The organism is Leptospira meyeri (assembly GCF_004368965.1).
GTDB lineage: Bacteria > Spirochaetota > Leptospiria > Leptospirales > Leptospiraceae > Leptospira_A > Leptospira_A meyeri.
This window is the reverse complement of record NZ_SORO01000002.1, coordinates 130,448-144,441: the sequence shown is the minus strand read 5'-3', so window position 1 is coordinate 144,441 and position 13,994 is coordinate 130,448. Positions and strand designations below refer to the sequence as shown.

The following is a 13,994-nucleotide window of genomic DNA, read 5'->3' as shown; positions in this document are numbered from 1 at the left end:
AATGTCAGCTGAAGAGTCAGGAAAAATTAGTGTAGAAACAGAGAATATCTTTCCTATCATAAAAAAATGGTTATATTCCGAGAAAGATATCTTCTTAAGAGAATTAGTTTCCAACGCAAGTGACGCAATCACCAAACTAAAAAAGATTTCTTTATCGGAGGAGTTTGATGGTGGAAACGAGTACAAAATAGATTTAAATTTTGATGTGGATTCCAGAATACTTAGCATCGAAGACAACGGGGTTGGGATGACGACAGAAGAAGTCAAAAAATACATCAACCAAATTGCCTTTTCTGGAGCTACAGACTTCGCAAAACAATACCAAAATGCAGAAAACAAAGCCGAAATCATTGGCCACTTTGGACTTGGATTTTATTCCTCTTTTATGGTTTCCAAAAAGGTAACTATTGAAACAAAATCATACAAGAAGGGACAAACTGCTGTTTTATGGTCAAGCGAGTCTGGCACCGAATTTACGATATCACCTATTGAAAAAGAATCTAGAGGAACCAAAATTTCCCTTTATCTGGACAGTGAGTCTGGCGAATATCTAGATAAATGGAAACTAAAAGAACTAATCAAAAAATACTGTGATTTTTTGCCAGTAGGGATTTATGTCCAAGGTGAAAAAGCTAATCGAGAAAAACCTCTATGGTCTGAAGAGCCTGCAAAAATCTCACAAGATGAATATAAGGATTTTTTTTCTTATTTATTCCCTTTCTCAGGAGAATCTCTCTTTCATATTCATTTGAACGTTGATTATCCATTTCGTTTACAAGGCATTTTATATTTTCCTAAGTTAACCCACGAATTAGAAGCCTCAAAAAACGGAATCAAACTTTTTTGTAATCATGTTTTTGTAAGTGATAATGCAAGTGAGTTGATCCCACAATTCCTCACAATTCTTAAGGGGACCATAAACATTCCAGATTTACCTCTAAATGTTTCCAGATCTTACTTACAGAACGATCCATTAGTAAAAAAAATCTCAAACCATATTATTAAAAAAGTAGCTGATCGTTTGATCGAAGACTTCAAAAAAGACAGACCAAAATATGAATCAAACTGGCCCGATATCTCTTTATTTGTAAAATACGGAGTTCTTACCGATGAAAAATTTTACGAAGCTATGAAGGACCATTTGATCTTTAAGAATTCAGAAGGTGGTTACTCAACTACTTCCGAGTATTGGGAAAAAAATAAGGAAAAAAACCAAAATAAAATTTTCTACGCCAATGAAACAGAAATGGGATCCGTTTATATGGAACTTCTAAAATCACAAGGCCTAGAAGCATTACTTGTTGATTCCAAAATCGACTCCCATCTCATCCAACACTTAGAGATGAAAAACCCCGATTGGAAGTTCCAAAGAGTTGATTCTGAAATTGCAGATCAAGTTGTAGATAAAGACACCCCTAAAGATCTGGTGAACGAAGAAAACAAAACAGAATCTGATCGAATTCAAAATTTATTTCAATCTTCATTACCAGTAGAAGGTGTTGAAATAAAGGTAGAAGCTTTAAAATCACTAGAAGTTCCTGGTGTGATTCTTTTACCAGAGTTTATGAGAAGAATGTCCGAAATGAACTCCATGTTAAACCGAGATGACATGAAAAACATCCTCAAATCTCACACTCTCATGGTTAACTCAAAGTCTCCACTAGTAAAATCCGCCTTACAAGCGTTTGAAGGAATAAATCCAGAGAAAGGCAAAAAGTTGGCTAGAGTCATTTACGACCTTGCTTTACTCTCCGCAAAGGTTATGGACGAAAAGGAAGTTTCCGAATATACCAAAAGAACAACGGAATTCCTCCAAGAGATTTTTTCTTCCTAGCGACAAATCCCTACAGAAAGATTTGGCAACGATCCCTATTTTTGGGATTGTTGCCATGTGATCCAGATTTGTATAACAAGTCGCCTTAGCTCTCTACCCGTTGTCGTTGCCTATAAAAAGGGATACTTTGAAGAATTCGGCGTCAAAGTTACTCTTCACGTCAATACACATCACAAGGCCATTATGCCATTACTGGACGCCGGTCGAGTGGAAGCAGGCGAGGTCCCAACCATCGCTTACCTACAAGATAGTTTTCTCAAAAAGTCAAAACTCAAACGAATTTATAAAGGAATCTATCTTTATCATTCTCCTTTATCATTTTATTCTCGATTCCAATTTAAACCAGAAGACCTCACAAGAAATAAAGCATATATACTTCCCGTACCACACCAATACTCAGTGGAAAGATTGTATGCAGAAAAATTTCTGGAAGAATATGCCCCAAAAAATCCAGTCAAAGTTCGTTACATTGACACTCCTGGATTTTTAGAAGAAAAAGAATTTTTAAAACCTTCTTGTTTGGGTTTAGTTTCTGATCCATTTTCTAGTCCATTCCTTCGAAACTTTCAAGATTTTGCCAATACCTTGGAACTACCAATCCTAGAAACCAAATCTTTTTTTCCATCCACCTTACTCGCATTTAGTGGAGACGCAGTATTAAAAACTGGACGGGAAATTTCCGGTGTTCTTCTCGCTGTCAAAAAGGCAATCGATCTTTTACAAAACACAAACCAACTCAGTAATGGAAATCTGTGGGATGACCTTCAGCTTTCCCATTTTTATCCACACCTTAGAGTAGGAGAGACTAAAAATCTCCTAAACTCAAACCCTCTCATCCAAAAAGGTATTTTTTCTTACAAAGGCGATGCGAACACACTGTTCCCTCTCCTAAAAGATGTTTATTTTCGACTCATCAGAAGAGTCATCCAACCCGATGCAGTTCGATCCGCATTCGACTTTGATGAAATCCTATCTGCACTAGAACCAAAAAAAGTTTTTGATGTCCGTAAACTCAGCAGTTTTCAAGAACCAACGGAAACAAAACTTCATGCGCCTTCACAGATCAACTATAGAAAACTCAATGCTGTTCGACACCTCATCGTGGATGTTAACTCAGTCGTTTTAGATATCCTACAAGGAAATTATAATTCAAGGCTCAACTCCGACGAAACTTTACAACTAGACAACCGAGTAAAGGTTCTCGTCAACTCAATGTTAGATTCTTTTAACGCCAAGTTAGAACTACAAAGGGAAGAAATTACTGAGCTTGAAAACTTAATCTCAATTTTAGAAATCAAATTAGATAGATCTGCTGTCGATTTGCAATATTCGGAAGAAAAATATAGGTATCTATTCGAATTTTCAAGAGAAGCCATTGCTCTTGTTGATGCCGATACGGGTAGCATTCTTGAAGCAAACAACCAATTTCGATCTCTCACTGGATACACTCGCGGAGACATCACAAAATTAAGTATCGAAGATATTATCCTAGGAAACCAGGTTTCAAACCAATTGCGATTTGGTTCGGACCTTTCTTCTGATACAATGTTATCCTTACCCGATGCTGAAATAATGCTAAAAGATGGAAGTAAATTAGAAGTGGATATCAGCTTCACATCCATCCTTCTGTCCCCAAAAAAACGCTACCAAGTACAATTCCGACCAAATTCAGAAAAAAAAGAACAAGAACGATTACAACACGAATTTATCTCCAACGTAAGCCACGAACTCAGAAGCCCAATGACAAACATTAGAGGATATTTGGAATTTTTTAAATCCGATCCTTCATTGCCATTTAACACCGAACATAAAAACATGTTAGAAGTGATTGATAAAAATGCGAAAAGGCTTAGCTTTTTAATCGAAAATTTACTCAAACTCACCACTTCGAGAGAAAAAGACAAGGAAGACGAAGTCGTCGAAATTTTTGATCCAGTCCCTGTGATCGAAGACGTCATTCATATGAATTCCCACCTTGCGAAAGGGAAACCAATTGAATGGAACTTATCACTCAAAAAAGGATTTTTCCTGCGAGGAATAAAATTTGAATTTTCTCAGATCATTACAAATCTATATGTAAACGCCTTAAAATATACCTCCAAGGGGAAAATCGGAATTTCAATCCGTGAAACCAATGGCAAAATTGAAATCATAGTGGAAGATACAGGAATTGGAATCGACCCAAATTACAAAAATCAAATCTTCGATCGATTTTTTCGAATTCCTTCTTCCGATAACAAAAAAATCGGGGGAACTGGGCTTGGGTTATCCATTGTCAAGTCACTCGTGGACAAAATGTCCGGTGAAATTTTTGTAGAAAGCACAATGGGAGAAGGAAGCAAATTTACAATTTACTTCCCTAAAGTAAACGTCAGCGTTTAGATGCTTTTTTCTTTTTTGGAATTTGTTTTTTATTTGGAGCCGATTTTGTTTTGTTTTTAGATGACAAATCGTTCGGTTTTAAGATTGCAATTGCTGGCATATTTTTTTCTTCCAACTGCATCCCCGATAGGAGAAATGATAACTCCAACATTTCTCTGGTTCCTAACAGATGCATCATCTCCAATGCTTTATTCATACCCAATTTCTTAAAAATCTGAATCGCATTGTGGACACCAAAAAACTTAATCAACACAGGTAGTTCTTCCAAACCACGCTGTTTGATCCATTTTTTACAATCTGCGACAGAGAGTTCGTTCACAAGTTGGATGACTGGACCAACATGAACCTCACCAACTAACCAAAGAAAATCTCTCATTGGAATTTCTTTGAGTAACGCAATCGATTTTTCAATCCCTAATGTTTTAAGAATCTCCACACTTGTTTCACGGCCTAATGTTTTTGCAAGCAAACCCACATCGTGCGGAGGAATGCTACGAGAGACAAGAGCCAAATCCACCATGGGTAGGGAGTGAATGAAATAAACCAAATCTTCATCCTCATTTTCGCGGATCATCTCCACAAGGATCTTCTCGGGAATTTGTTTGACCAGTTCTACAACGGTATCTTCACTTAATTTCTGCGTGAGAACGATCAACCTCTCCTTGGGAACCTTCCCTGTAAGAGAAAGTAACTTTTCATAACCAAGATTTTTCAAAATCTGGAAGGATTTTTTGGGGCCAAGTTTTTCTAAATATTGATAAACACTTTGAATCGTAACGAGAACTTCTTTCATTTGCCCCAACTTTGGATACAAACTGTCAGAATCTTTATAAAATTCCAGAGAAATTCCTTTTCGAATCTGTTAAAATTTGCAAAATGGAAGTGTGAAACTCTACCAACTTTGTTTTCTTTTGGTTTTCTACATTTTGGGAGTAGGGGGGCTCATCCTTTTCAAAACAGCTCCCTATGACCACTCCCTGTCTGCTTTGATCGGAATTTGGGAAGGGTTTTACGAAATCAACCCAAACCTGGTCGATTCACATTTTGTAATATACAAATCAGGCGGATATGATGGACAATTTTTCTACCTTCTCGCAAAAGATCTGTTTGTTTCCTCAGATTGGGATCTCATTGTAGACTCTTACTTTTTCCGCTTTCACCGTCTTGGACTTTCTCTTTTAACAGGCGCCATTTCAAATCTAGTCGGGTTTTCTTATTACCCGATCATTACACTTTTCATCCTGTTTTCTACATTCTTAATTTCCGTCTTTTGTTTGTATTCCTTACTGCCAAAATCCAAAAAATGGTATGTAACCTTTTATTTGTTCTCTCCTTTTTCATTAAATGCAAATTTACTTTTAGTTGCAGATTCCCTTTTTGTAAGCTTCGGAATCATTGCATTTTATTTTTTTAAAAACAAAAAAGATTTTTTGGCTTTATTCTTTTTTTTCATGATGGTGATCACCCGAGAATTAGGTGTATTGTTTTTAATACCCATCGTTTACAAAGCTTTGGTAGAAAAAAGATGGAAACAGATGTGTATATATTCCATTCCTGGGTTCGCATTTCTTTGTTTGGTTATGATCGACCTCATCCATCCACCAAATCACTTAGGAACAAACCCACTTGGATTCAGGGATATGACAGACTTTCCTTTGTTCGGATTTTTTAAAAGTTTTCAAGAGAGTGGTTCTTTTCAGTTCAAACTAAAAGAATTTCCAAAAATTCTATTTTTTATCTCACTCATTTCCATCACCATCGCATCTGCCCAAACGCTAAAAAACAATTTTCCGGAGGATATCAATATACTTGTTCCTATTTTCGGAAGTTTGTTTGTTATCCTCATTGCGGAACAAGGTTATTGGAGATCCTTTGATAACTTAAGCCGCATGTTTACACTTATCTTACCTTTTTCATTATTACTTGAAGATAGCTTAAAAAATCTTTTTTTACGTTTTTTCCTAGGTATTTCTTTCAGTTTATTTGTATTTTTAATTATCCGGATCCTCTGGATCACACCCACAAAGGAGTTCTTTTTTAGCTTATGATCTCTCTAGCGTATTCACCTTGTCCAAACGATACATTCCTTTTTTACCATTTGATCCGAAACACAAATTATCCAGTAAAAGAAGAGTTATATGATGTGGAAAACTTAAACGAGTTTGCCTTCCAAGGAAAGTTTCCCGTCACAAAACTTTCGTTTGCTGCTTATTTCCATATTATCGAAAAATACATTTTACTAGAAACTGGATCTGCCTTAGGTAGGGGCTGCGGCCCTATCCTTGTGAGAAAAAAAAATTCAAAAACAGACTTAAACGACTATAAACAACTGTATATCCCAGGAATGCTCACTACAGCCAATCTCTTACTATCCCTATATACCAATGGAACACAAAAGCCAACTGCTCTTCGTTACGACGAAATTATTCCGAAGGTATTAAGTGAAGAAGGAAGTCTCGGTGTCATTATCCATGAAGAACGTTTTACCTACGAAGAACGAGGATTGGAAAAAGTAGTCGATCTTGGGGAATGGTGGGAAGAATCAACAGGTTATCCAATTCCTTTAGGTGCAATCGCAATCCGAAGAGACATACCACGTGATATATCCCTTCAATTCCAATCTAATCTTAGAGAGAGTTTAAAAGCGGCCTACTTAGAACCAAAAGAAATGATGGATTACATTCGCTCTAATTCACAAAACAAAGATGATGCGGTGATCAAATCACATATCAATCTATACGTGAATGATTTTACAAAAAATTTAGGAAATGAAGGGCACGGGGCAGTAGAATACCTACTCAAACGAGCCATTGAGGCAGGTTTTATAAAAAAACCCACCTCACAAGCTTTGTTTTTAGGAGAAAGTTAACATACAAAGGATACTTCCTTTGTCTCTTTTACAGGCTTCAATGGCTTTTGCCACCAACATGCCCGGCTTTAATTTTGCCGGGTCTGCTTTGACAGCATGACCAGAAGATAGTCCTGAAACCAAAAGATCCCCTGGATAAATTGGCACTTGTGTTGCATCCACATGGATCTTAGTCATTCCAAGCAAAGCGACAAGTACATACTCCACCGCTTTTTCTTGTTTTCCAAAAATGACATGGGCATTGGCCACAGAAACACCAATGACATTGGTGGAGTAGGGGTGTTTAGATCTTCCTAAAACACCAGGTTCTTCGGTTGCAACCAAGAGATCTCCTGCTGTCACCACATCTTTACCGTCCAAACGGAAATATCTGGCAATACATTCCTCACCACCTTCTTTTGTGATGCGAAGATTCCCTTCAAACAATGACTCTCCATTCGCATAAATTGCCTTTCCTGAACCAGAAAGTTCAATTTCAGGAATTCCTTTTCCATCAACAATCAATGCAAAATCGGATTGTGATACAAATCGTCCACCTGGTGCCGTAGTACCGGCACCTAAAATCCCTGCAGATTGTTTAGGTATTTGTCCTTTGGAAATCCCAAATATGCCAACAGAATCCCCAAACCCAGATACACCTGTTCCAACGGAAACACCAACAACACCTGTTCCCAGTTTGGTATTTTTTCCATAGATGATCGCATCGTTTGCCTGAGGAGGGACAAAACCCTTTGAAGTAGCTACTGCTTCCCCTGTAATTTTCAATAAACCAGTATGAGAATTAAAATCATGTTCTTTTTCTGCGTAAGGATGTGTATGTGGTTTCGGATCCCTTTTATCTGACAAACGAGGATCATCCGAAAGCACCACCTTACCAGGAACTGCCTCGCCATGGTTAGCAAGAAGGACAATTCCTGCATCTTGGAACCCTGCCTTCGCCAAACGTTTGTCATTCCCTTGCACTACGGCACCCGGTTTGGTTTCACCAGAATGAGCAAGTTGCACAATTCCATGAAGTTCGGTACTGGCATGTTTCAAACGTTTGTCATTCCCTTGCACTACGGTATTGGGTTCTTCCCCACCGTTTGATGCGAGTTGCACAATCCCCTTTGCAGTTGTAGTGGCATCTCTCAATCGAGGGTCATCACCAGTAACCACTTTATCGACAGCAACTTCACCCGCATCGGCTAGCTGGACTAACCCTACCGATTTTTTCGTAGCTACTCGCAATCGAGAATCATTTCCTTGGACAACAACTCCTGGCCGAGTTTCTCCATCTAATGCGAGTTCCACGATACCTGGATGATCTGTAGAGGCACTCCGCAATCGTTCATCATCTGACTGAACCACAAGCCCGGGCCTTGCTTCTCCACTTCTAGACAATCGCACCAATCCATGAGTGAGTTCAGTGGCAATTTTTAGGCGTTTATCATTCCCTTGAACAGCTACGCCAGGTTTTTCTTCTCCATCAGAAGCTAATTCCACAATCCCACGATATTCGGTAGTTGCATCACGTAGTCGTCTATCGTTCGCTTGGACTACAACACCTTCTTTTACTTCTCCATCAACCGCCAATCGGATGATACCCGAACGAAGAACGGATGCATAAGGTAGGGGCTCTCTGGCAGGTCCACCGTAATCTTTTTTATCTGGACTAGAATACAATTCGAGTTCAATGACTTCCGTTACATAATCTTTTTTATTTGGCTGTTTTTCTTGGAAAAAAACTAATTTCAAATATCTTAAGTTAACAGGAGAAAATCTCCATTTATACCATGTCCCCGGTTCCGACAAAAAGAAATTTTCTTCGTGTAGCTGGTGCCAAGTGATATCATCTTCACTATAATAAGTAACAAAACGTTCCGGAAAGTTTGTGGATGGATCATTTTTTGTGAGCATCCGCATCTCTTCAATACGATTCACAGAACCCATATCCAAAATTAGATACTCTTCTTCTGGTTCTTCCTTTTTTTTAGAAGACCAACCATAATCAGGTCTTGTATCAAAAAGATTTTCTTTTACAAACAAACGATCCAATTCCGAACTCGCTTGGATAGACTGAATTCCAGTGATGAGAATTTTCAATTGCCCAAAACTGATCCGATTTTTCCCGTTACTTGCCTTTCTTGATATTTTTGATACAAACTTCACATAACGAGCGCTAGTGAGAGAAAACAACCATTTGGCAGAAGTTTTGAAGGATTTACGAAAAGAAGATTCTTGTAGAATAGGCTCCCAATACTTTCCATCGTGTGATAATTCAAACCGGAAAGAGTCGGGGAAAAAATCCAACCCATCTTTGCCTGGCAGAAGTTCGATCCCGTTAAAATACACAACATCATCAAATTGGAAGATAATGGAGGAAAGAGAAGACTGTTCTTTTTCTTCGAAAAAGGATAAAAATTCTTCGTTTTTAATTTCAAAGGTTCCAGAAGTGGACACTGATTTGATGGGCAAAGAGTAGGGGTGGCTTGTGCGAATTAAATGATCTTTCATGCGCTTATTGATGCTGATTCCTTCCAAAAAATACCGTTTTTCTATCCAGTCTATCGAATTTCACTGAGGCGAGATCCTTCTTCTTTTTCAGAAAACACAACAAGGACGCTTGGTTTCACACGCTCAGTAAAATACATTTGAATAATTTGGCGCAAATGGCCTTGGAGGGGTGAACCAACCACTATTACGTTTCCATCCATTTGCACTTGGATCCGCTCCAACTGGTTCCAGGAAGATTGAGTCAGCTCTTTGCTCGCCCAAGAAAGAAACCCTGTCCAAGAAGCGGGGTGAGAAAGGATATCCTCGTTCATAGATTTCTGCCCAGTTTTAATCACTTCTTGTCGTTGCAAGGAAACCAATTCGCGACAGAGAGATTGGAGATACGAACTGTCAGATTCCATATGCAAAGAAACAGCTTTCTTATATGCTTCAAGGGCAATGTCAGGACCAAACAAAGCAACCAGATTTTCAAATCCTATTTTCTCTTCCTTTCCCTTGGGAATCTCCGAAGTAGCCGGCACCGCCGGAACATTGTTTGTATTAGATATAGTTATATTAATATGGTTTGGGGTTCCATCTGCACCCCCCTTAAGCGACGGTTTTGCCCCCTCTGAGGAGCCCATTTCGAAATCCCTGGGGGAGATATTTGTATCCCCCAGGGGGGTAATTCTGGAACCCTCGTAATGGAATGAGAAATGATACCGGGTTGAGGTCCTCCCGCTTCCTGGGACTTGGTAGAGTAGGCCTGCCTGGGTGAGTTCTTTTTTGGCAGAGACAATGGATTTTTTGGTTTTGAAACCCGTGAGTCTCATTAAAGTTTCGGTATTGGGCCAAACAGGTTTAAAATTATAGTCACTGAATTTCAATAGAACCGGATAAAGGGTTTTGGCGGCATGGGATAGGCCTGCCCAAACACCAGAATCTATGATGTCGGTCATCAGTCGGATATAGGGATGCCGCTGGTCGCTCACAAAAGCTCCTCCGCTTTTCTGCAAAAATTAAACTAAATTTAAGCAAATTTTACGAAGGAGTTGACATTATCTGACATAATGTTAATTATGTCTCATCCAACAACATTCCTTCGGGAAACCCCGACCCCCTGGAACACCAGGGGAATTTTTTATATTTCGGGTTGGGATACTACAGATCCCACGTCTCTTGTTTCCACAAGAAACGTTTGCTCAAACTCAAATCACTTTTATTATGTCACATTATTGTCGGATTCCGGCAGATGTCAAGTTCGTACAGCCTTTTTCCTCTCCCGGCTTAAAATTTTTTTCCTAAGTACTTGACTGCTAAGTACTTGTTTGGGTTATGCCGAGTCACCGTATTTTTTGGCCAACTCTTTTCGGATGAATTTGTAAATGTCTCCGAGTAAGATTTCGTCATCTGATAAAATTTGGATCCCATTCCCAGATCTACGAATTTTGTATCCAGACAGCAAAGAAGTTCTAGGAGTAGATTCATTTGTTTTTGTCTGTTTATTAAAATCTTTTGCATCCCGGACAGTTTTTAGGGCTCCTTTATGGAAGAGAGTTAAAAATTCGTCTAGGCTCCCTTTTTTGGCTGCTTGGGCAGCTTGGACCAAAAGGTTTTTGTTGTAGATTTCGTTCTTTTTGCATTTCTCTAGATCGTCTTTTGACATGGATGTGATCGAGAGTACTTCCGTCATGTAACTGCGACTTTTCCCAAAAAGATCTCCTAATTCTTGGTCCGTGTAATTGTGAGAATTTTTTAGGAATAGTAGGGCATCCACTTCTTCATAGGGAGAAAGATTCTCTCTTTGTAAATTTTCGATGACGGCTAATTTATAAATTTCTTTGTCTGGGCGGTTCAAGATTTTGCATTCGATTTCGGACCAACCCAGGGATTTTGCGGCGTGGTATCTACGTTCTCCGGCAATGATTTTGTAGTTACCTTCCCTCTCTCCTCTGGATACGATGATTGGTTGCAATAGTCCGTCGGCCTTTAAGGTCTGTGCAAGTTCTTCAATCCCCTTTTTTCGTTCCTGTCTTGGTTGGTTTTCTGAGGGTACGATTCGATCCATTCGAATGGTTCGGATGGTCCCGTCTAAATTTTCTGCCTGGTAGATATCAGCAAGAGTTCCTAGGCGTTTACTTTTTGAGCTCATTCAAGACCTCCTCGATAAAACCTTCATACTCCTGGGACTGCCTAGAAGTTTTGTTATAATCGAAAACTGATTTTTTTGCCAGATGGCTTTCTCCGATTGCCACTCCATCTGAGATAGTGTGTTCGAAAATTCGAAAGTATTTTGTCAAAACGGGAAGGATGGTTTTTGTGAGTAGAGTTTGGGGTTTGAGTTGGGTAATGAGGGCTCCCAAAATTTCCAAGTCAGGGTTGATTCTTTTTTTGATCGAAGATATTGTTTGTTGTAATCCCATAATCCCATCCATCGAGAATTTTTCTGCTTGGAGGGGGATGAGAACATAGTTGGCGGCAACCAGACTGTTCACCGTAAAAATAGAAAGAGAAGGGGGGCAGTCAATGATGACAAATTCAAAATCCTTAATTCCGGAAAGGGAATCTCTAAGTATGTAGGGTGCCTCAACGGAGTTGACAGAGACTGTTTCCATTTCCGCCAAACGCATGCTAGATGGCGCTATCCACAAATGCTCGTTATATGCAGGGGCGATGATTTCTTTCAGGTTGGCTGAGTTCTGGAAGAGGTGGGCCAAATCTTTTTCGACCGTTTCTGGGTTTAGAAAAATTCCTGTGGAATTCGCCTGCGGGTCCATATCAATGAGTAAGGTTTTAAGATTTCGACGTGCCAATCCCATGGCAAGATTCAAAGAAGTCGTTGTTTTTCCTTCTCCGCCTTTTTGGTTTGCAACTGCAATGGTGATCATCTATCTCTTTTCCCTTCCCAAATGGTATGCTTTCCTGCTGAAAATTTGGGATCAATTGTATTTTTAGAAACCGCTAAAAAAAGGATTTTTTGGTAATTTCTTCCTTCATTGTCGGACATCCGACATACCGAAAATTAGCAAAAACTCTCTCCTCTCTTTTGGTCGGACGTCCGACATTCAAATAGGTACGTACTTGACAAAGTGATTAAATTTAAACAGTTTCATAACATGCCTTCCCAAGCCATTTCCCTACTTGCCTCCGAAAAAACAGGCAAGGATTGGATGGAATCTGTCCTTCCCAATCTCTGGGGAGGGTTATGTACAGAGCTTGGATTTTTTGCAGGTGTTGTTGTTTTGAAAGCAGAGAATGAGGATTCATTTTTTGAATCTTCTAGTTTTGGGTATGGTGAAGATGGATTTTATTATTCTTTTTTGAATCGGAATTCTTTGCATTGGGACGAGTTGATGAACTCCCAGGAACCAGTATTTTTTTCAGGAACCGAGTTTGAATTGTTTGGGAAAAAAACAAATGCCATGGCCGTTTCTATCCACTTTGGGGAAATGAAGATCGGGTTTCTTCTGGTTGAATTAGAAGAATCCTCGGTGGTGCCAGCAGGTATCTTCATGGCTCTTTTCGCAGAAAAAATTGGAATGGAATGGGGGAGAACAAAGCCTCAAGGCAAACTTTCTCTTGCCAATCTAGGAGAAAATTCGCAAGCCTTATACCGCCAGGAAATCCCAAATTTGGACCTAGCAATTTCAGAATTTTCGAAACAAAAAATCCTCACCATCCTTGGCCCTTCCGGATCGGGGAAGAAAAGTTTAGCTAAATGGATCCACCAAAGCCAATTGCCAGGGGCACCTTTTTTGGTAGTCGAATCTCTACCTGAACATTTTGGGAAATTAGAGAAGGCTCTTTCTGTTTGGGGGAATGAGTCTCGGAATGGGAGTTTGGTCTTAGTGGGAGTTCATACTTGGAATTTGGGCCAACAACAAATTCTCTCCGATTGGTGGTCCAAGTCAGGCCATTCGGGGTCCTTATTTTTGCTCGGACCGGAAGAAATGGGCCAAGAATTATTACCTGAATTTGAAAGATTTTTGAGAAAAAATTCGTTGGTACTACCATCCCTTAGGTTTCTTCCAAAAGCGAAATTGCAGATTTTGGTTCAGTCCATTTTTGAAGAACTCAGTAATTCTCAAAACCGATCGGGGTTACAGTTAGGGGTGATGAGTTTGCAAGAATTGGTATCTAGATCTTATTCAGAAAACTTCACCGATTTGAGAAATGCCATTTTGACTGGGATTTTGACTTGCAGGTCGAACCAGGTCGAACTTTCCGATTTGGAACCTGGAAGATCAAAGATGGATTTGGAGATTCCTGATGCTGAAGATTTAGACTTGCGGCGTGGAACTGAGGCCTTAGAAAGGCAGAAGATTCTTCTAGCGATGCGGATATTTTCGGGCAACCAAATTCGGATGGCAAAGGCTTTGGGTATTTCGAGGGGTTCCCTCCAGTATAAAATGAAACAGCTTGGATTAATGTAAA

At 39.3% G+C, this 13,994-nt stretch carries 10 protein-coding genes; 5 read left to right on the top strand and 5 right to left on the bottom strand.

All coding sequences use genetic code 11. The features are described 5' to 3' along the window. The first annotated feature begins 1 nt into the window (after position 1). Both htpG and CLV96_RS14785 read left to right on the top strand, forming a co-directional pair. Positions 2-1,834, top strand: coding sequence for a molecular chaperone HtpG (gene htpG / locus CLV96_RS14790; protein WP_004788019.1), 1,833 nt, complete (start codon positions 2-4; stop codon positions 1,832-1,834). Positions 1,835-1,891: 57 nt separating this feature from the next. Beyond that, positions 1,892-4,216, top strand: coding sequence for a sensor histidine kinase (locus tag CLV96_RS14785; RefSeq protein ID WP_040917480.1), 2,325 nt, complete (start codon positions 1,892-1,894; stop codon positions 4,214-4,216). Here CLV96_RS14785 and CLV96_RS14780 read toward each other — a convergent pair. Further along, positions 4,206-5,009 (bottom strand): hypothetical protein, encoded by an 804-nt coding sequence (locus CLV96_RS14780; RefSeq protein ID WP_208325411.1) that lies wholly within the window; start codon positions 5,007-5,009, stop codon positions 4,206-4,208. The genes CLV96_RS14785 and CLV96_RS14780 overlap by 11 nt on opposite strands. A 76-nt stretch (positions 5,010-5,085) precedes the next feature. Here CLV96_RS14780 and CLV96_RS14775 point away from each other — a divergent pair, with 76 nt between their 5' ends. Both CLV96_RS14775 and CLV96_RS14770 read left to right on the top strand, forming a co-directional pair. Next, the gene (locus CLV96_RS14775) at positions 5,086-6,264 is read left to right on the top strand and encodes an AZOBR_p60025 family cell surface glycopolymer formation protein (RefSeq protein ID WP_004787896.1); all 1,179 of its coding nucleotides are present in this window, start codon (positions 5,086-5,088) and stop codon (positions 6,262-6,264) included. After that, on the top strand, positions 6,261-7,085 hold the full coding sequence (locus tag CLV96_RS14770; protein WP_004788005.1) for a 1,4-dihydroxy-6-naphtoate synthase: 825 nt from the start codon (positions 6,261-6,263) through the stop codon (positions 7,083-7,085). The genes CLV96_RS14775 and CLV96_RS14770 overlap by 4 nt, the downstream gene beginning before the upstream one ends. Here the strand turns inward: CLV96_RS14770 and CLV96_RS14765 are convergent. The 4 genes from CLV96_RS14765 to CLV96_RS14750 form a co-directional block, all read right to left on the bottom strand. After that, the gene (locus tag CLV96_RS14765; RefSeq protein ID WP_004788279.1) at positions 7,071-9,581 is read right to left on the bottom strand and encodes a discoidin domain-containing protein; all 2,511 of its coding nucleotides are present in this window, start codon (positions 9,579-9,581) and stop codon (positions 7,071-7,073) included. The two genes, CLV96_RS14770 and CLV96_RS14765, sit on opposite strands and share 15 nt — an antisense overlap. 50 nt (positions 9,582-9,631) lie before the next feature. Then, on the bottom strand, positions 9,632-10,519 hold the full coding sequence (locus tag CLV96_RS14760; protein WP_040917479.1) for a helix-turn-helix domain-containing protein: 888 nt from the start codon (positions 10,517-10,519) through the stop codon (positions 9,632-9,634). 374 nt (positions 10,520-10,893) lie between these two features. After that, complete coding sequence (locus CLV96_RS14755) at positions 10,894-11,712, bottom strand: ParB/RepB/Spo0J family partition protein (RefSeq protein ID WP_004787959.1); 819 nt, start codon at positions 11,710-11,712, stop codon at positions 10,894-10,896. Beyond that, a complete protein-coding gene (locus CLV96_RS14750; RefSeq protein ID WP_004788002.1) occupies positions 11,696-12,448 on the bottom strand; it encodes a ParA family protein in 753 nt (250 codons plus the stop codon). Before CLV96_RS14750 ends, CLV96_RS14755 begins: the two co-directional genes overlap by 17 nt. Before the next feature lie 228 nt (positions 12,449-12,676). On the opposite strand from CLV96_RS14750, the gene CLV96_RS14745 reads away from it, so the two are divergent. Next, positions 12,677-13,993 (top strand): helix-turn-helix domain-containing protein, encoded by a 1,317-nt coding sequence (locus CLV96_RS14745; RefSeq protein WP_004788103.1) that lies wholly within the window; start codon positions 12,677-12,679, stop codon positions 13,991-13,993. Position 13,994: the final 1 nt, after the last annotated feature.

Coding starts and splice junctions, on each gene's coding strand:
- htpG (WP_004788019.1), top strand. CDS start 2: ATGTCAGCTGAAGAGTCAGGAAAAATTAGTGTAGAAACAGAGAATATC.
- CLV96_RS14780 (WP_208325411.1), bottom strand. CDS start 5,009: ATGAAAGAAGTTCTCGTTACGATTCAAAGTGTTTATCAATATTTAGAA.
- CLV96_RS14770 (WP_004788005.1), top strand. CDS start 6,261: ATGATCTCTCTAGCGTATTCACCTTGTCCAAACGATACATTCCTTTTT.
- CLV96_RS14765 (WP_004788279.1), bottom strand. CDS start 9,581: ATGAAAGATCATTTAATTCGCACAAGCCACCCCTACTCTTTGCCCATC.
- CLV96_RS14760 (WP_040917479.1), bottom strand. CDS start 10,519: ATGACCGACATCATAGATTCTGGTGTTTGGGCAGGCCTATCCCATGCC.
- CLV96_RS14755 (WP_004787959.1), bottom strand. CDS start 11,712: ATGAGCTCAAAAAGTAAACGCCTAGGAACTCTTGCTGATATCTACCAG.
- CLV96_RS14750 (WP_004788002.1), bottom strand. CDS start 12,448: ATGATCACCATTGCAGTTGCAAACCAAAAAGGCGGAGAAGGAAAAACA.
- CLV96_RS14745 (WP_004788103.1), top strand. CDS start 12,677: ATGCCTTCCCAAGCCATTTCCCTACTTGCCTCCGAAAAAACAGGCAAG.